Below are 18232 nucleotides of genomic sequence, written 5' to 3' on the forward strand. Positions count from 1 at the left end.
TATGGAATACAGGAGATTTGGCAGGACAAACTGGGAGGTAAGTGAGATTGGGTATGGCATGTGGGGGATGGGTTCCTGGAAGGAATCGGACGACCGGCTATCAGCCCGGTCACTGGACCTGGCCGTAGAGTTGGGCCTTAATTTCTTCGATACGGCCTGGGGCTATGGAGAAGGGCATAGCGAAAGGCTTTTGGGAGAACTCCTGAAAAGACACCCCGGGAAAAAACTCTATACAGCAAGTAAGATCCCCCCGAAGAATTTTAAATGGCCCGCCCGTCCTGAGTACACCTTTGAGGATTCCTATCCCACGGACCACGTCATGGATTACACCCATCGCACCCTGAAGAACCTGGATGTAGAACAGATAGACCTCATGCAGTTCCATACCTGGGATGATACCTGGGCAGAACGGGAAGAGTGGCAGCGTGCCGTGGAAGAGCTGAAGACAGCAGGTAAGGTAGCAGCCATGGGGATCAGCATGAACCGCTGGGAGCCGGAGAACGGGATCAGAGCTCTGAAGACCGGACTGATAGATACGGTTCAGGTGATCTACAACATCTTCGACCAGGCCCCGGAAGATGAGTTGTTTCCACTATGCGATGAGATGGATATTGGAGTGATCGCGAGGGTCCCTTTTGACGAGGGCACGCTCACCGGCAACATCACGAAAGACACAGTCTTCCCCAAAGGCGACTGGAGGGGTACCTATTTCGTGCCTGAAAACCTGATCCCGAGTGCGGAAAGGGCAGACCGGCTCAGGCCCCTGGTGCCCCAGGACATGACCATGGCAGAGATGGCGCTCCGATTTATCCTGATGAACGACCAGGTAGACACGGTGATCCCGGGTATGAGAAAAGGGGAACACGTACGATCCAATATCGGCACCAGTGACGGGAGAGGACTGGATGAAACTCTGTATACCGCCCTGCGCGCCCATCGCTGGGATCGGGTCCCAACTTCCTGGTCTCAATAAACCTAACGGAATATGGAACGCAAAAGATTTATCGCTCAGGTAGGCATAGCAGCCATCCTTTATGTCCTGATCTCATTGATCCTCGAAAAAGAGATCACTAAGGAGGTGCTGGTCCGGGAATTACGAGACGGACTGGTCTTTGGCCTTGTCTACGCCATTTTTCTCTGGATATGGAATCGTTTCAAATCCCGTAAAGGTCCTGAAAATGGAGAAACCAGAACATAGTGGCTTATGCCGTTTCTGTTTGGACCGGGATCTTCTCCTTGTTTTTCTTCAGCCAGTTCTCAAAGTTTAGCAGGTCCGGATTGAGCTTTCTGGCTTCCTTCGGATCCCTTGCTTTACAGAAATCAGACTCAAAGTCGACCTTGAATTGATACATATTCGCAAGATCATCGGCTCCGGGAAATCCAAAGGAACGGTACATCTCGGGGGTTACTGCATTGTACTTCACGGTTTTGCCCATGACCCGGGTGAAGGTATCTGCCATTTCTTTGCCTGTCAGGTGCTCTCCGGCAATTCCAACAGTCTTTCCCTGGTAGGTTTTGCCTGCCTTGAAGATACCATGAACACACTTCCCTATGTCCTCAACGGCAATACCGGGCATTTTAGCATCGGCCAGGGGGAAGGTGATGGCCAGTACCCCGTCGGGTCCTCTCTGTGGCTCAGCCCCGAAATAAATAAAATTATCCCAGAAGAAGGAGGTCAGCAATAAGGTATAGGGAATGCCACCGCGTTCAAAGTACGCATTGGCAACGCCTTTTGCATCGAAGTGCGGCACCTTGTACTTACCCATGAGGGTGGGCATTCTGTCGTCACTCAGGGGGACTAATTTTCGGGTGTCCTCAAGGGTAGACCACACTATGTGGGAGATTTTTGCCTCAGCTGCAGCTTCGGCCATGTTTTGGGCGTGTTGCAATTCTTTTTCAGGAGAGAGATGTTCCCAGAAGAAGGTCACGCAAAAGGCTCCATAAGCCCCTTTAAATGCTTTGACAAGGCTGGCTTTATCTGATACATCGGCCTCTACGACTTCGGCTCCTTTCTGGGAAAGTGCTTTCGCTTTATCTGAATTTGCATCACGGGTAATCGCCCTGACGGCGAATTCACCTGAGGGATCATTGAGGACGGCATGGACGACACCACCCCCCTGGGCACCTGTGGCGCCCACAACGGCAATGATTTTTTTGGATTTCATGATGGGTATATTAGTGGTTGATCATACCCTATTAAGATACGAAAAAAGAAGAGATGTATCCTTGTCTGAACAAGGATGATTATCTCATTACCAGAAACTTATCCCTCGGATTTTACTTGGCGAATAACTGCCCCATGTCCTTGAAGGCCTTGAACTCGAGGGCATTCCCCGCCGGGTCCAGGAAGAACATGGTCGCCTGTTCCCCGACCTCCCCCTGAAAGCGGATGTAAGGTTCGATGATAAAATCAATGCCCTTGGCTTTCAGGTCCTTCGAGAAATCCTGGAAGGTGTCCCACGGCAGGACCACCCCATAGTGAGGCACCGGTACATTCTTGCCGTCAACCGGATTGGTATGCAGATCCTCTTCCGATTTAGGTTTGTAGTGTATCACCAGCTGATGTCCGAAGAAGTTGAAATCGACCCAGTGGTCGCTGCTTCGCCCTTCGGAGCAATTGAGAACATCGCGATAAAAAGTACGGCACTCATCCAGGTTATGGACGGGAATAGCCACGTGAAAGGGAGTGATTGTCGACATACAATAAGATCTGTTCGTTTGAGTTCGTCAATACTGATATTGGAATGTTAAAAGTAAGCCATTTCTAGGTATTCAGGAAATCCATCACCTGCTCGCTTACAAAGTCCTGGTGCATAGAATGACCGTAACCTTTAGTCTTGATCAGCCTGCTGCCTTTCCAGTTCTTATGTACCTTTTCAGAAGCCCTGAATGGGGCTATAGTGTCAAGTTCATCGTGGATGAGCAGCCCCTCGATGTTGAGGTCTTTCGCGTAAATCGCTGTCGAAAATTCACGGATCCCAAACCCGAATTTCCTTTTCAAATACCTGTCGAGGGCCCGGAACACGGCATCGTTGAATCTCAGTATCCTCTTGTATTGTAGCATTAGGTCCTCCAGATCCGAGGGAGACCCGATCGTCACTATCTTCTTCAGGGAGTTCTCCGGATGCAGGTATTGATGATAGACAGCGGTGAGTCCGCCCATGGAATGGCCGATGATATAGTCGGGTTGATAGGCTTCCACTACGGCCCTCGTGCATGCCGTGTAGCGGATCACATTCATTATCTTTCCGGTGGAATGCCCATGTGCCGGGCCGTCGAAAGCTAAGATCTCATATCCGGCCTCTTTCAGAAATCCGATGAGGTTCCTCCAACGAAAGGTATTGCTTTCCCACCCGTGAAGCAACAGCACCTTCCTGCCTTTCCCCTCCCATCGGTAGGTCTGGATCTCCATATCCTCTACGGTGATGCGTTCATAGGCTGCATCGGCCAGAAAATCACTTTGAATGGGTAGTACCTTGCCTCTTCTCGGGGTGCAGAACAGGAGATATGCTTTATGGGCTACCTTTTCGGGAGCAAAAAGCACCAGCAGGTTAAAATATTTTCCGATGGCAAGGGGCAGGAGCCTTTGAAAAAATCTTTTCAAGACGAAGCAATTCCTGGGATAACCCTTGCGGGATCACCTGTTTTACTACCTAATTCCATCCTACCATCATATACTTGATCCTGGCCTTGTCCGGGATCTGTATCATGTCGATGTCCGTATTCACAAAACGGAGTTCGGCGGGTAATTCCTCCTTGCTGATCGTGAAATACAGGTCGCTGTCCTTCAGCAGGACCACCACGTTGTTGAGGGAAGTGACTACCTTCCTGACATTCAGCTTTTCCCGGATGTCCTTGAAGGTACTTTGAACATGTACGCCTTCCGGGGTCACATATCGGGGATCGAGGATCCTGATATTGGCGATCCCAGGGATACTGTCAGTAGTCGGACTCACGCTGAGCAGGTGTTTCCCGCCTTTCTCGTATATCCTGATGACCTCTGAGGTAGTATTTCCCTGGGTTGCATTGTCCGGCTTCACGATGGAATCTGCAGCAAACAGGGTGTTCAGTTCCTCCAGGGTGGTCGACTTCGAAATAGGTCCAACCCCTTCACCCGAAATACTGAATCTGGGATCGATCTCCTTTTTGCAGCTACCGCCCAGGATGATGATCAAACCACATATAAAAAAATGCTTCATAAAAAATTACTGATTAAAAAAATGGGACATTCGCATATTTGCCCGGCTCTATTTCATGGCCTTTCTGAGAATTCCGAGGACCCCGCGAATAAAGGTGGCACTGGTCAGCACCTTAACCACCGGATTTTGGCGAGAACTGCTCCTGCGGGAACGGGATGAGGTGGTGCGGGAAGTGGCCTTTTCCTCTTCTTCGTCTTTCTTGGCCTTGGCTTCCGCTTTTTCGATCTTTTCATTCAGGATCTCATAGGCACTCTCACGGTCTATGGTCTCGTTGTATTTCGGGATCAAGCGGGAATTATCGATCACCTCTTCCAGCTCTTTGGCGGTGAGCACGTCCATGCGACTCATTGGCGCCCTTAACAGGGTGGCGGCCAGAGGGGTGGGTCTACCCTTCTCATCCAAAGCACTGATCAGTGCTTCTCCTATTCCCAGGGAGGTCAGCACTTCCTTGGTGTCATAGTATTCCGAAATAGGATAATTCTCGGCTGTAAGTTTGATTGCCTTCCTGTCCTTGGCCGTAAAAGCCCGGAGAGCGTGCTGCACTTTAAGACCCAACTGTGCCAGGACGGCGTCAGGAACGTCCGTGGGATTCTGGGTCACGAAGTACAAACCTATACCTTTTGAACGTATCAGCTTGACTATACTTTCGATCTGGTCCAGCAAAGCCTTGGACGCCTCCTTGAAGATTAGGTGGGCTTCATCAATAAAGAGGATCAGTTCGGGCCGGTCACTGTCTCCTTGCTCGGGAAAGGTGGCATAGACCTCTGCCAGGAGGCTGAGCATAAAGGTGGAGAATAGTTTGGGCCTGTCCTGTATATCGGTAAGCCTGATGATACTGATCATTCCCCGCCCTTCTTCGTCTATCCGGGTAAGGTCATTTACATCGAAAGACTTCTCCCCGAAGAACAGGTCGGCTCCCTGCTGTTCCAGTTCGATCACCTTCCTGAGGATAGCCCCCGTGGAACTGGTGGCAATGCGGCCGTAGCTTTCCTCGAATTCCTTCTTGCCTTCTCCCGTGGCGTACTGCAGGACCTTCTTGAAATCCTTCAGGTCCAGCAGGGGGAGTTTGTGGTCATCGCAGTACTTGAAGATCACGGCTACGATCCCTTCCTGGGTGTCAGACAGATCGAGGATACGGGACAGCAGCACAGGGCCGAACTCGGATACGGTTGCCCTCAGCTTCACCCCGTCCTGTTCGGATAGGGAAAGGATCTCGACGGGAAATTTCTTAGCGGTGAAGGGAAAACCAATCTTTTGGTGCCTCTCGTCTATTTTGGGATGCCCCGGACTGGGTTGTGCCAGCCCGCTCAGATCCCCTTTCAGGTCCATGAGCAGAACGGGTATGCCTTTGTCTGACAGATTCTCAGCCAGCACCTGAAGGGTTTTGGTTTTCCCGGTCCCGGTAGCACCGGCGATCAGGCCATGGCGGTTGAGTGTTTTTAATGGGATCTTCACCAGGGCGTTGGTGACGGCCTCCCCGTCTAGCATAGCTGCTCCCATGGCGATAAAATCCCCTTTGGTCTTGTAGCCTTCCTCTATATGTGCAAAGAAATCTTCCTTCCTACCCATCGATCTTAATTTTCGATAAAAATAGGGTAATTTTAGGCAACATTAAAAAAGTGAAATCATGAAAATCCTGCTGTTGCTTTCCGCTTATCTGACCTTGACTTTGTCTTCATCCATACTGGCACAGGACAATCCAGGCATCATTTTTCACCCGTCGCACGAGCCCAAAAAGCAAACCGCTCCTTTCAGTGATGCGGTGGAGGCCGGGAACCTCTTTTTTCTGGCTGGACAGATCGGCATGGACCACAGCACGCGTACTATGGTAGAGGGAGGGATACAGGCTGAAACCACGCGGGCCATAGAAAATATCAAAGAAGTGCTGGCTCAGCACGGACTTGAGCTGGATCATGTGGTGAAATGTACCGTGATCCTGAGTACCATGGAGGATTTCGCTGCATTTAACGAGGTTTATTCCACTTACTTCGTGAAGAAACCGGCACGTACGACCTTTGCGGCATCCGGACTGGCGAGAGACGCCAGAGTGGAGATCGACGTGATCGCTGTCAGGAATTAGCCAGATACTCCATCCCCTTTGTTCGATTTCTCGACAACTTAGATGTATCTTTGCGCCATGGAAGTCAAAGAGATCATGGAGTTGGTAGACCAGGGGGTCATGCTCCCCTTAATGGAGGAATTTTACACCATCCAGGGGGAGGGATATCACAAAGGTACAGCCGCTTATTTTATCAGGATAGGCGGGTGCGATGTCGGATGCCACTGGTGCGATGTAAAGGAGAGCTGGAATGCCGCTATTCATCCTCCCACAGCGATAGAAGACATAGCCGAAAATGCAGCAAAATATTCCGATACGATCGTGGTGACTGGGGGAGAACCCCTTACCTGGGATATGGATCCGCTCACCAAACTCCTCAAAGAAAAGAATCTGAAGATCCATATTGAGACCTCCGGGGCCTATCCGCTAACGGGCACTTGGGACTGGATCTGTTTGTCTCCCAAAAAGAATAAAGCACCGGTAGGAGATATTCACAAGAAGGCCGATGAGCTGAAAGTGATCGTTTACAACAGGGACGATCTGCGATTTGCTGAAGAACACGCTTCCAAGGTGGGCCCTGACTGTATACTGTATCTTCAACCCGAATGGAGTGTGCGGGAAAAGGTCACGCCCTATATCGTGGATTACGTCATGGCCAATCCCAAATGGAAGGTATCACTCCAAACCCACAAATACCTGAATATTCCCTGAAAAACAGGCGTTTAGCGGCCGCCGTTAGCCTGCAGATCTGTTATGCACTCCGAGTCGAGGCCCGGTACGGCACCTTTTCCGGCCAGCATGCGCTTATTCATCGCTCCGAGCAACCCGCTGCCGAATTCTATCTCAGCCCGCATCAGGCAACCGTCGATATCACAATGGTGCTCTGCATTGGGGTCCTCATGAGCATTTACCGGAGGGGTTCCCAAATCGACAAGCCCAAGAAGGTGACCAAATTCATGGTTTAGAGTAGCCGTCTCAACATCTTCTATGGTAACCTGACTGCTTTTCAGAGCGATATCCCTGACCGTGGCTTCGTAGATGACCATAGATGTATTCCTGTAAACGGCACCCAGGGTTACGGTTCCTTCCTGTGGATCGTCTGTATCCGATGGTGCATCCGAAAAATAAATGTAAATGGCCAGAGTACTGCCTTCATTGTAGGCCGTCCTGTTGTCGAATTCCAGGTCGGCTATTTCCTGCAAACTGAGTTCGTTTTTACCTGGACTTGGGAGTTCCAGATATTGTATTTCGATATCCTGTTTAAAGGTCAGTTGCTGTAAAAAGGCCTGGAAGTTGTTCATGGCCTCTGCACTGGGCCTGAATCCCGTAACGTACCCGATCTCGATCAGCAAACGGTCATAGGTGTCGTTCGAAAGAATGTCGTTGGCTGAATCTCCGGTGGCAAGCAAGTTTGCAGACCGGTCTATCGGATCCGGTGTACTTCCATTGTCGGTATCCTTGGAACAAGAGGCCAGGATAAAGATCCCCGCCATCAGCAAAAAAAATCGCTTCATAAATATCATACCCATCATTTTTCTGTAATTCTATAACAAGTGAGAGCGTCAATACCCTACGTAGAACGGAAAATAGACCCTGCTAGTATCCCAAAAGGGTCAATTTACCCAAATAGTCGTAATGATCCCCTTTCCTTACAAGTTCGAAAGCAAAACCGTGGTCTGCAGCTGCTCTTTCCATAACCACGGCATCGATATACAACCACGGAAAAGGCTCACTTCTTGCGCCCCTGTATGCTACTTCAAATTCCACCTCCCCGTAATAGGTTTCGGGCGATGGGAATTCGTATTCCCCATCCTCATCCTTGTCGAACATGTAGATGATATCGCTGGAATCGAACAGAACCTGCCCAGAAGGCTTCAGCAGTGCTCTGGCCTTTTCGAAAAACTCGGGAAGACGCCCTACCCGACCTGAGATCCCGATCCCGTTCATAAGCAACAACAGGGTGTCGAACTTCTTTCCTTCATAACTCCAGAAATCGGCTTCTACCACCCCTGTCAGCCCCATGGCCCGACATACTTCAACCGCACCGGGGGAAACATCCAGGGAAACTACCTCGATTCCCTTCCCCTGGAGATACAGGCTGTGACTACCTGCCCCACAGCCTATATCCAGGACACGTCCCCTGCAGAGATCCAGCGCCTTCTGTTCTAAAACAGGCATAGTATTGTATTCCCTGAACAGGTAGGCAATGGGAAATGCGTCTTCTTCTCCCAGAGAAGAATAGGTGCGGATCTCGCCCTCCCTGTCCCCTGAAAAATAGTAATCCCGGATCGCCATACCAAACACATCTGTGCTCATCAACCTAATTTTAACGCAAAAATGGGATATTTGCAGCAGTGGTAAAAATGATAGCATGCAGAAAGGGCACGAGCAGATAATGTTAGAACAACTGCCGCAGAAAGCGCGGGAGAGGGAAAATGAAAACCGAAGGTTTTTTAGGCGACTTAAAAAGAAGCCCCCAAAAGACCTGGATGCGACCATGCAGGAGCTTCACCATGCCGAATTTCAGCGTACGGATTGCCTCAGTTGTGCTAATTGCTGCAAAACCACGGGTCCGCTTTTCACCCGGGCCGATATCGACAGGATCTCCAAACACTTCAGGATGAAGGCCGCTAAATTTGAAGAGACCTATCTTCGGACAGATGAGGATGGCGACAGTGTGTTGCAGGAATTACCCTGTCCGTTTTTGGGAACAGACAATTACTGCAGTATTTATGAGGTCCGACCTAAAGCCTGCCGGGAGTACCCCCACACAGACCGCCGCAAATTTGAGCAACTCGGGAAACTGACCGTAAAAAACACCTATATCTGCCCCGCTGCATTTAATATTGTTGAGGAAATGAAGAAGAGGATCAGGGTTTAGCTCATTGGATTCTTGTTGATGATTTAATTATTTTTACAACCATGGAAAGTTTGATCCAGTATTTTGAGACCATCCCATCCTCCCATCGCAGCCTGCTGCTGGTTTTGGGGATCACATTTTTCTGGCTTCTAGAAGGGGCCGTTCCCTTGTTTCGCTTCCGATACAAAAAGTGGAGGCATGCCGTCCCGAACTTTTTTTTCACCCTCACGACCATTGTGATCAACTTTGCGCTGGCCTTCCTGTTGTTAAAAACCAGCGACTGGGTGGCTGCCAATGATTTTGGGATCATCAACTGGTTGCCGGAGATGCCTCTCTGGGCCTATGTGATCCTCGGGGTGTTGCTCCTCGATTTCTTCGGGGCCTATCTTGCCCACTATGTGGAACATAAGGTGAAACCCCTGTGGATGATCCACCTGGTACACCACACGGATCATGAGGTGGATACCACAACTGCCAACAGACACCACCCTCTTGAAAGCCTGATCCGCTTCAGTTTTACCCTTTTGGGCGTGTTATTGGTCGGGACACCTATTGGGATCGTTATGCTGTATCAATCCCTATCCCTGGTGGCTACGCAATTCGGACATGCCAATATACGCCTGCCAAGGAAGGTCGACAAGGCTATCAGTTACATCCTGGTCTCCCCTGATATGCACAAGGTGCATCACCACTATGTGCTTCCCTATACGGATTCCAATTATGGTAACATTTTCTCTATTTGGGATCGCCTCTTCGGAACGTATATGGAACTAGACCGGGAATCCATCGTTTATGGGGTAGATACCTTCCCCGACAGAGTGGAGAACGGCTCCATTGGCGGACTGTTGAAACAACCATTCCACAAATACCGCAAACCCACGGACGGCAGTCAATTCGGTCAGGGATAGAGCAGGTATTTACTCCTGATCTTTTGGAAAGCATCCAGGTCGGTTTTCCAGGTCATTCGTATCTCTTCCTCACTTAGACCGGCTTCTATCTGTTTTTGAAGTTTTTCGGTGCCGGCGTGCTTACTAAAACCGGAGGTATTGAAAAAGAGGTCTTTCCGATCGCAATTCCGGTAGGCTTTGAGGATGTATTCCAACGATACTTTTCTCAGTTCAGGTTCAGTACTCAGGTCTTGCCCGTAACAAACCTCCCCCAGATGTTTGGGATTTTTTGCCCCCGGATTGGGTTCAGGTGTATACCGGAAAGTGAACACTTCTTTGTTGAGGAAAGGCGCCCCGTACCGTTGAAACTGCCCGTCTGTACCCCTCCCGGCATTGATGTTGGTACCCTCAAACAATCCAAGGCTGGGATAGAGGTTCACGGCCTTGTCATTGGGCAGGTTAGGAGAGGGTTTGATGGGTAGACTGTATGTGGCGTCATGCCGATAGTTCTCCATAGGGATCACCGTCAGATCGGCTTTGATTTCATTATCCATCCACCCTTCCCCATTGACCATGGTCGCGTATTCCCCTATGGTCATCCCGTAAACAAGGGGAATAAGGTTTAATCCCAGAAATCCAGTCAGGTGGGGTTCCATGGTAGGGCCATCCACATATTGGGCATTGGGATTGGGACGGTCGAGTACCATCACAGGGATGCCTGTTTCTGCACAGGCTTCCATAACAAGCTGAAGCGTAGCGATGTAAGTATAAAATCTCACCCCCACATCTTGTATGTCAAAGACTACCAGGTCCAGACCTTCTAAATGTGTTTTGGACGGTTTGCGATTCTGTCCGTAGAGCGAAATGACCGGCAGGCCGCTTCGCCTGTCGACTCCGTCTTCTACTTCTTCTCCGGCATCGGCCGTACCCCTGAAACCGTGCTCAGGTGCAAAGACCTTGACCAGGTCGATCCCCGCTGAGAGCAGAGAATCAGCCAGATGGGTATAGTTCGTCTCTATCCCTGTCTCCCTTGCATCACTGAAAATAACACTGGTCTGGTTCGCAACGAGTCCGACCTTCTTTCCCTTTAGCAATGGGAAATAGGCCTCGGTACGGTTGGCGGCGATCCTGAGATTTGTATCGGCCAACTCCTGTTGAGAGGAATCAGCGAATACTGCTGGCCTTTCCGATGTAGTTCCTTTGCGCCCGCAACAGAGGATAACAGGAATTAATAACAAGCACAGAAAAGGCATGGCCAGTCTGAAAGGTACCCTTAAGGCATTTTCCTTTAATCCTGAAGGGATAACAACGCTGACTAACAGCTGAAAACTGTATTTTTGGGGGAGAAAAGAGAACATCGGTTGAATTTAGAACTGTTTATCGCCAAGCGCCTCATCAAGGGAAAGCAGCATAAAATTAGCATTTCCGCCCCAATAATAAAAATAGCCATCGCGGCTATCGCCCTGGGGATTTTGATGATGCTGATCGCACTCGCCACGGGGGTCGGACTCAAATACAAGATCCGGGAAAAGATCGCTGCTTTTAACGGCCATATACAGATATATAACTACGACAATAACAATTCGGAGGTATCCGTAATTCCGGTCTCCCTCGAACAGGAATTTTATCCCGATTTCAAAATCGTGGAAGGCGTCAGCCATGTCCAGGCGGTGGCGACAAAAGCTGGGATCATCAGGACGGAGGATACCTTTGAAGGGATCATCGCCAAGGGGGTGGGGCCCGACTATGACTGGACGGCCTTTAAGGAATTTCTTGTCAGGGGGAACATCCCAGCATATTCAGGGGAACTGAATACGGAAGTTCTAATGTCCCGGCTGATGGCCTCCCGGTTGCAGATAGATTTGGGAGATACATTTTACACTTTTTTCCTCAAAGAGGAGGATCCTTCTAAGGTGCCCAACCAGCGCCGGTTCACTATCACCGGGATCTACGACAGCGGTTTCGAGGAGTTTGACGGCACCTATATCCTGGTAGATATTCGGCATATCCAGCGAATGAATCAATGGGGGGAGAATGAGGTAGGCAACTTTGAGGTGTTCCTCGACGATTTTGATGAGATAGGAGAAAAGAGCGCACAGATCTATGGGCAGACCCTGAGCACCCTCGACACCCAGACCATTGAGAATAAGTATTACAAGATCTTTGAGTGGATAGGCCTGTTCGATTTTAATATTGCCATAATTATTGGCATTATGATTATTGTGGGAGGGATCAACATGATAACTGCCCTGTTGGTCTTGATCCTGGAACGAACACCTATGATAGGGATCCTGAAGGCCCTGGGAGCTGATAACTGGAGTATACGAAAGGTCTTCCTGTACAACGCTGCATACCTCATCCTCATTGGACTTTTCTGGGGGAACCTCCTGGGTCTCGGGCTTATCTGGTTTCAGGATACCTATCGTTATTTCAGGTTTCCAAATCCCCAAGAGTATTACATCGATTACATTCCGGTCTATATAGACCTGCCCATGGTACTTATTTTAAATATCGGGGTGATGTTGCTCTGTATGCTGATGATGCTCATCCCTTCCCATATTATCACCAGGATCAGTCCGGTTAAAGCCATCACATTCGATTGACAGGGTCACTTGTTAAAATGCTATCAAAATCGATTTCCTGCTGGAGGCAGAATTGAGGAACTCCTATCTTTGCAATCTATGGATTACGCTGATAATATTCTGGGGACCATTGGGAGTACACCCCTTGTGAAAATGAATGTGCTGACCAGGGATTTACCCTGTCTTGTGTTAGCTAAATACGAGACGTTTAATCCTGGAAATTCGGTCAAGGACCGGATGGCGGTCCAGATGATTGATGACGCTGAAGCTCAGGGAAAACTGAAGCCCGGGGGTACGATCATCGAAGGGACTTCAGGGAATACAGGGATGGGTCTGGCCCTGGTAGCTGCCGTGAGAGGATACAAGATGATCTGTGTGATCTCCGATAAACAATCCAAGGAGAAGATCGACATCCTCAGGGGGATGGGTAGCGAAGTCTATGTGTGCCCCACGGACGTCGCCCCTGACGATCCAAGGAGTTATTATTCCACCGCCCGTCGCCTTTCAGAGGAGATCCCGAATTCCTGGTATGTGAACCAGTACGACAACCTTTCCAATACCAAGGCCCATTTCCTTACTACAGGACCTGAGATCTGGGAACAGACAGACGGAAAGGTCACCCATTTCGTAGTGGGCGTGGGAACAGGGGGGACTATATCAGGTGTAGGCAGGTACCTGAAGTCAAAGAATCCCGACATCAAGATCTGGGGCGTGGATACCTATGGCAGTGTATTCAAGAAATACCATGAAACGGGAATATTTGATGAGAATGAGATCTACCCTTATATCACTGAAGGGATAGGTGAGGATATTTTGCCGAAGAATGTCGACTTCGATATCATTGACGGCTTTACCAAGGTAACCGATAAGGACGCAGCCGTATATACCCGCCGACTCGCCAGGGAAGAGGGGATGTTTCTCGGTAATTCTGCGGGAGCGGCGATCAAAGGAGTCCTGCAGCTCAAAGAGCACTTTGGAAAAGACGATGTGGTAGTCGTCCTGTTCCACGACCATGGTAGCCGCTATGTCGGGAAGATCTTCAATGATGAATGGATGAAAAAACAAGGCTTTCTTGAATAGTTTCCCTATCTTTTGTCCCCAAAGAAATACCATGAAATTTAAACAGATTCTCCTTATTGTGATGGTTTTTGCCATCACCCTCCCCGCCTATTCCCAGAAGCTATCCCGTACTGAAAAAAAGATCCTGGCCGCCGTTGAAAAGAACAATGCTGAGGCAATTGATTTCCTGGAGCAAGTGGTCAATATCAACAGTGGGACACTCAACGCAAAAGGGGTCCGGGAAGTGGGAACCGTCTTTGGAAATGCCTTTGAGGAAATAGGATTTGGAACCCGCTGGATAGATATGCCCCCTGAGATGAACAGGGCGGGACACCTGTTTGCAGAAAAAGAGGGAGCCAAAGGTAAACGCCTGCTGTTGATCGGCCATCTGGATACTGTATTTGAAGAGAACAGTCCGTTCCAGCAGTTCGAAATGGTCAATGACAGCACAGCTCACGCCCCCGGCGGGAACGATATGAAAGGGGGAGATGTGATCATTCTCTATGCCTTAAAAGCCTTGTACGAACAGGGGCTATTGAATGATGCACAGATCATTGTCGCCTTTACAGGGGATGAGGAGAGCACCGGCAAACCCCTGGAAGTAAGCCGAAAGGACCTCATCGATGCTGCAAAACGGAGCGATATTGCCCTGGGATATGAAACATCGACAGGATTCAATTATGCCACGGTAGCAAGGCGAGGAGCTTCCGGCTGGGAAGTAGAGGTGAAGGGGAAGAGGGCCCATTCCTCCGGGGTGTTCAGCGAAAGGACAGGAGCCGGGGCCATTTTTGAGATATCGCGAATTCTGAACGCCTTTTACGAGGAAGTAAAAGGAGAAGAATATCTGACCTTTAACCCCGGCGTCCTAATGGGTGGAACTTTTTCGGAATACGATCCCTTGAAGAGTTCCGGCGAGGTGTTTGGAAAAACCAACGTCGTCGCCCAAACCGCCTATGTCAAAGGGGGGTTGAGGTTTATATCAGAAGAGCAAAAGGAAAATGCAAGGGAAAAAATGAGAGCCATTGTGGCTGACAACTTGCCCAATACCTCGGCAGAGATCTCATTCACCGATAGTTACCCCGCCATGCCACCCACGGAAGGGAATATGAGGTTGCTAGAAATTCTCAATGAGGTAAGTAAAGACCTCGGACAAGGAGAAGTCCTGGCGTATGATCCTGGCAGGAGGGGTGCTGCAGACACTTCCTTTGTAGCTGATTACGTGGATTGTCTCGACGGTCTGGGGACGATGGGTTCCGGGGCACACACCCCTGAAGAGACTGTGAATCTCAATACCATAGAAGCCCTTACGAAAAGATCGGCTATCCTGATCTACAGACTCATCAATCAATAGGCTATGGTCACCCTGGAGCATCTCGATCAGAGCGTAACCATCCATGAGGGGGAACTCACCAGTTATAAGGTCAAGGGCTATGAATTCATGCATCAGAAGGGGGAACCCGGTTGGGGGAATACTGATACTGAGATGTTCCCGGTCATCGGCCCAACGGCTGGTGCAGAATACCGGGTGCAAGTCCCAAAAGGCAATGCCGTACTTGACCAGCATGGCCATTTACGGGAACTTCCTTATGTGTTGGAAGTTCAGGAGAAGCAAAGGGCAGTTTATACAAAGGAGTACAAGGCAGGTACCCTGGTCTCCAATTCGAAATACCCCAAAAGGTCGAGGGCCCCGAAATTAATATGGCCGTTCAGTTTTCGGTTTGAAAAGAAATTCCACTTAGGGAATGAGGGATTAAAGATCACTTTTGCCGTAAGTGGGGAGAGGGACATGCCTTATATGCTGGGATACCATCCAGCCTTCCGGTTGAGATCGCCCGATGCCCGGGTGGTCGGCGGCGGTAAATCAACTAGTCTTGCGGAGGTGATGGCAGCTGGTGACAGGGCGCTGGAGATTCCCGAAACGGAGGATTTGGTGCTGGAAGACGAAAAAAGCATTGGCGTAAGTACCCGTGGTTTTGGTAATTTTATGTTGTGGTCTCCGACCTCCAATATGATCTGTGTGGAGCCTGTGACCTTTTACCCCTACGCGGTTGAACAGACCGCCCTGCATGAAGGATTCAGGTACCTGGATCAGCCTGAGGCAACATTTGAGGTTTCACTTATACCTAATATCAAGTCATGATCGACCAGAACAACAGAGAATTGAAATTTGAGGAACTAAAAGAGCTCTATGGATACTTGTTTGAGGACGAACTCATTAAAGAGATACATGAAGCCGGGAAATTCCAGAAGGTAAATCAGGGTGATTATCTGATGGACATAGGAGATGAGATCACTTTTATGCCCTTGATATTCAGCGGTGCAATAAAGATCATGAGTGAGGACGAGCAGGGGGAGGACCTCCTTCTGTATTTTATAGAAAAGGGAGACACCTGTGCCATGACGCTTTCCTGCTGTGTAAAACAGGGCCGGAGCAACATTCGCGCCGTAGCGGAGTCGGATGTAGAGTTGTTGATGATCCCGGTTGCTAAAATGGAGGATTGGATGGGAAAGTACAGGAGCTGGAGGGCTTTCATCCTCGACAGCTACCACAACAGGATGCAGGAACTCCTGGAAACCGTAGACACCCTGGCCTTTATGAATATGGATGAACGCTTGCTGAAATATCTCAGGGACAAAGCCATGGTGAATCACGACGATGTAATCCATGCCACCCACCAGGAGATAGCAGCTGATCTGCACACATCCAGGGTGGTGGTATCCCGTTTGCTGAAGAAAATGGAAAGGGAAGGGAAGATCGATCTCCAACGCAGTCAGATCAAGGTAAATAGCTTATAGGATACGACCCCATGTTCCTGTACACCACCATAAAATGAATAAAATACTACCGTTTTTAGACTGGATCAAAAAGTACAGGTGGTCTTTCCTTCCGCACGACCTTATAGCGGGGGTTACGGTAGCCATTGTGCTGATCCCTCAGGGACTTGCCTATGCCCTGATTGCCGGGTTGCCTGCGGTATACGGTCTCTACGCTTCCATGGTTCCCCTGGTGGTCTATATGTTTTTCGGTACTTCCCGGGCCCTTGGGGTAGGTCCGGTGGCCATGGATTCCTTGCTTGTTGCGGCAGGACTTGGGGCAATCGCCTCCGTGGGTCCTGACAATTACATAGCTATGGCCATCGCCCTGGCCTTTCTGGTAGGGGGAATTCAGTTCTTACTCGGGGTTTTCAGAATGGGATTTCTGGTCAATTTCCTGTCAAAACCTGTGATCAGTGGTTTTACCTCGGCCGCTGCATTGATCATCATGTTCAGTCAGCTTAAATACCTGCTGGGTATAGAAATGGAGGGTAGCAGCCAGTTGCACCTGATCTTGTGGAATGCATTTCAGCACGTGGACGAGATCAATCCCATCGACCTGAGTATTGGGATAGTTGGGATTCTGCTTATGGTAGTACTGAAAAAGTGGAACAGGAAGCTGCCGTATATTCTGATGGTAGTGGTTCTGGGGATTTTGGCCGTTTACTTCCTGCAGTTGGTTCAGTATGGTGTAGGGATCGTCGGCGAGGTGCCAAAGGGTTTGCCTTCTGCCACTTTTCCTGAGATAAAGTGGAGTGTGCTGACAGATCTGTGGCCCATTGCCCTTACTCTTGCGCTGGTGGGATACCTGGAGACCATCACCATAGGTAAAGGGGTGGAGGATAAGATGAATGGGGATGGCCTGAAGGCAAATAAGGAATTGGTCGCCCTGGGCCTTTCCAATATGGCAGGGTCCCTTTTTCAGTCCTATCCTATTACCTCCAGTTTTTCGAGGTCTGCTATTTATTACGAGGCAAAGCCCAAAACCAATTTGGCTACGCTTTTCACAGCAGGAACGGTATTGCTTACTTTGCTCTTTCTCACACCACTTTTTTATTACCTCCCTAATGCCGTTCTGGCCAGTATTATCATGGTGTCAGTGTACGGGCTTGTAGACGCCAATTATGCCAAAATTTTATGGCAGTACAGGAAGGACGAGTTCCTGGTCCTGGTCACAACTTTTATTCTGACGCTTTTCGTCGGGATCATGGAGGGAATTCTGACCGGAGTCCTGATCTCCTTGTTACTGATGGTTTACCGCACCTCAAATCCTCATGTTGCCGTATTGGGGAACATTCGGGGGACCCCATATTACAGGAACGTGAACCGATTTGCATCTGATGCCATAGTCAGACCCGACCTTCTGATAGTACGGTTCGACGCCCAGCTTTATTTTGGAAATGCCAATTTCTTTAAAACACATCTAACGGAGCTTATTGAGGAGAAAGGACCTGCCCTGAAAGCAGTGATCCTGAATGCGGAGGCAATCAATTACATAGACTCCTCTGCCGCCATGGCCTTGAAGAAACTTATAGAAAACCTCTATGGAAAAGGGGTGCACTTTTTTATCGCCGGAGCCATAGGTCCTACCAGGGATATTCTATTCACTAGTGGAATCATGGATCTACTACCCAAGGCGTGCCTTTTTGTGGAAACTAGAGAGGCGGTCGAATTCTTTGACCATCCATCAGTAAAGGACGGAGTAAAGGATAAAGTAGCCCTTCAGCGCAACCCGCTTGGTAACCAGAGTTACTGAAGCTAGGCGATTATCC

The 18232-nt window shown here is 49.5% G+C and carries 20 protein-coding genes; 12 read left to right on the plus strand and 8 right to left on the minus strand.

What is annotated here, in order from left to right; genetic code table 11:
* Position 1 precedes the first annotated feature (1 nt).
* Complete coding sequence (locus tag IEV19_RS11510; RefSeq protein WP_188370891.1) at positions 2–973, plus strand: aldo/keto reductase; 972 nt, start codon at positions 2–4, stop codon at positions 971–973.
* Positions 974–985: 12 nt separating this feature from the next.
* Entirely contained in the window at positions 986–1198 is a 213-nt protein-coding gene (locus tag IEV19_RS11515) for a hypothetical protein (protein WP_188370892.1), read from the plus strand.
* Between the two features lie 4 nt (positions 1199–1202).
* Here IEV19_RS11515 and IEV19_RS11520 read toward each other — a convergent pair whose 3' ends face one another.
* The 5 genes from IEV19_RS11520 to IEV19_RS11540 form a co-directional block, all read right to left on the minus strand.
* Positions 1203–2165: an NmrA/HSCARG family protein gene (locus tag IEV19_RS11520; RefSeq protein ID WP_188370893.1), complete on the minus strand. Its 963-nt coding sequence runs from the start codon at positions 2163–2165 to the stop codon at positions 1203–1205.
* 112 nt (positions 2166–2277) lie between these two features.
* A complete protein-coding gene (locus IEV19_RS11525; protein WP_188370894.1) occupies positions 2278–2700 on the minus strand; it encodes a VOC family protein in 423 nt (140 codons plus the stop codon).
* 64 nt (positions 2701–2764) lie between these two features.
* Positions 2765–3604, minus strand: coding sequence for an alpha/beta fold hydrolase (locus IEV19_RS11530; protein ID WP_188370895.1), 840 nt, complete (start codon positions 3602–3604; stop codon positions 2765–2767).
* 49 nt (positions 3605–3653) lie between these two features.
* On the minus strand, positions 3654–4199 hold the full coding sequence (locus IEV19_RS11535) for a hypothetical protein (RefSeq protein WP_188370896.1): 546 nt from the start codon (positions 4197–4199) through the stop codon (positions 3654–3656).
* 48 nt (positions 4200–4247) lie between these two features.
* Positions 4248–5768 carry a helicase HerA-like domain-containing protein gene (locus IEV19_RS11540; RefSeq protein WP_188370897.1) on the minus strand — a complete coding sequence of 507 codons (1521 nt, stop codon included), beginning with the start codon at positions 5766–5768 and terminating at the stop codon, positions 4248–4250.
* 58 nt (positions 5769–5826) lie between these two features.
* On the opposite strand from IEV19_RS11540, the gene IEV19_RS11545 reads away from it, so the two are divergent.
* Both IEV19_RS11545 and IEV19_RS11550 read left to right on the plus strand, forming a co-directional pair.
* Positions 5827–6279: a Rid family detoxifying hydrolase gene (locus tag IEV19_RS11545; protein ID WP_188370898.1), complete on the plus strand. Its 453-nt coding sequence runs from the start codon at positions 5827–5829 to the stop codon at positions 6277–6279.
* A gap of 57 nt (positions 6280–6336) precedes the next feature.
* On the plus strand, positions 6337–6969 hold the full coding sequence (locus tag IEV19_RS11550) for a 7-carboxy-7-deazaguanine synthase QueE (protein WP_188370899.1): 633 nt from the start codon (positions 6337–6339) through the stop codon (positions 6967–6969).
* An 11-nt stretch (positions 6970–6980) separates the two neighbouring features.
* Here IEV19_RS11550 and IEV19_RS11555 read toward each other — a convergent pair whose 3' ends face one another.
* Positions 6981–7772 (minus strand): zinc metalloprotease, encoded by a 792-nt coding sequence (locus tag IEV19_RS11555; RefSeq protein WP_188370900.1) that lies wholly within the window; start codon positions 7770–7772, stop codon positions 6981–6983.
* An 82-nt stretch (positions 7773–7854) separates the two neighbouring features.
* On the minus strand, positions 7855–8574 hold the full coding sequence (locus tag IEV19_RS11560; RefSeq protein ID WP_188370901.1) for a class I SAM-dependent methyltransferase: 720 nt from the start codon (positions 8572–8574) through the stop codon (positions 7855–7857).
* 55 nt (positions 8575–8629) lie between these two features.
* Between IEV19_RS11560 and IEV19_RS11565 the strand changes: the two genes are divergently transcribed.
* Both IEV19_RS11565 and IEV19_RS11570 read left to right on the plus strand, forming a co-directional pair.
* Complete coding sequence (locus tag IEV19_RS11565) at positions 8630–9139, plus strand: YkgJ family cysteine cluster protein (protein ID WP_188370902.1); 510 nt, start codon at positions 8630–8632, stop codon at positions 9137–9139.
* Positions 9140–9180: 41 nt separating this feature from the next.
* The gene (locus tag IEV19_RS11570) at positions 9181–10026 is read left to right on the plus strand and encodes a sterol desaturase family protein (RefSeq protein ID WP_188370903.1); all 846 of its coding nucleotides are present in this window, start codon (positions 9181–9183) and stop codon (positions 10024–10026) included.
* Here IEV19_RS11570 and IEV19_RS11575 read toward each other — a convergent pair.
* Entirely contained in the window at positions 10017–11258 is a 1242-nt protein-coding gene (locus IEV19_RS11575) for an exo-beta-N-acetylmuramidase NamZ family protein (RefSeq protein WP_188371314.1), read from the minus strand. The genes IEV19_RS11570 and IEV19_RS11575 overlap by 10 nt on opposite strands.
* A 108-nt stretch (positions 11259–11366) precedes the next feature.
* On the opposite strand from IEV19_RS11575, the gene IEV19_RS11580 reads away from it, so the two are divergent.
* The 6 genes from IEV19_RS11580 to IEV19_RS11605 all read left to right on the plus strand — a co-directional run bounded on the left by IEV19_RS11580 (position 11367) and on the right by IEV19_RS11605 (position 18216).
* A complete protein-coding gene (locus tag IEV19_RS11580) occupies positions 11367–12608 on the plus strand; it encodes an ABC transporter permease (protein ID WP_188370904.1) in 1242 nt (413 codons plus the stop codon).
* 78 nt (positions 12609–12686) lie between these two features.
* The gene (locus IEV19_RS11585; RefSeq protein ID WP_188370905.1) at positions 12687–13667 is read left to right on the plus strand and encodes a PLP-dependent cysteine synthase family protein; all 981 of its coding nucleotides are present in this window, start codon (positions 12687–12689) and stop codon (positions 13665–13667) included.
* Positions 13668–13698: 31 nt separating this feature from the next.
* Positions 13699–14997, plus strand: a complete 1299-nt coding sequence (locus tag IEV19_RS11590) for a M20/M25/M40 family metallo-hydrolase (protein ID WP_188370906.1) — start codon at positions 13699–13701, stop codon at positions 14995–14997.
* 3 nt (positions 14998–15000) lie between these two features.
* Positions 15001–15786 carry an aldose 1-epimerase gene (locus IEV19_RS11595; RefSeq protein WP_188370907.1) on the plus strand — a complete coding sequence of 262 codons (786 nt, stop codon included), beginning with the start codon at positions 15001–15003 and terminating at the stop codon, positions 15784–15786.
* Positions 15783–16442, plus strand: a complete 660-nt coding sequence (locus IEV19_RS11600) for a Crp/Fnr family transcriptional regulator (RefSeq protein WP_188370908.1) — start codon at positions 15783–15785, stop codon at positions 16440–16442. The genes IEV19_RS11595 and IEV19_RS11600 overlap by 4 nt, the downstream gene beginning before the upstream one ends.
* A 34-nt stretch (positions 16443–16476) precedes the next feature.
* Positions 16477–18216, plus strand: a complete 1740-nt coding sequence (locus IEV19_RS11605; RefSeq protein ID WP_188370909.1) for a SulP family inorganic anion transporter — start codon at positions 16477–16479, stop codon at positions 18214–18216.
* Positions 18217–18232: the final 16 nt, after the last annotated feature.

It is taken from the genome of Muriicola marianensis, assembly GCF_014638095.1.
Lineage (GTDB): Bacteria > Bacteroidota > Bacteroidia > Flavobacteriales > Flavobacteriaceae > Muriicola > Muriicola marianensis.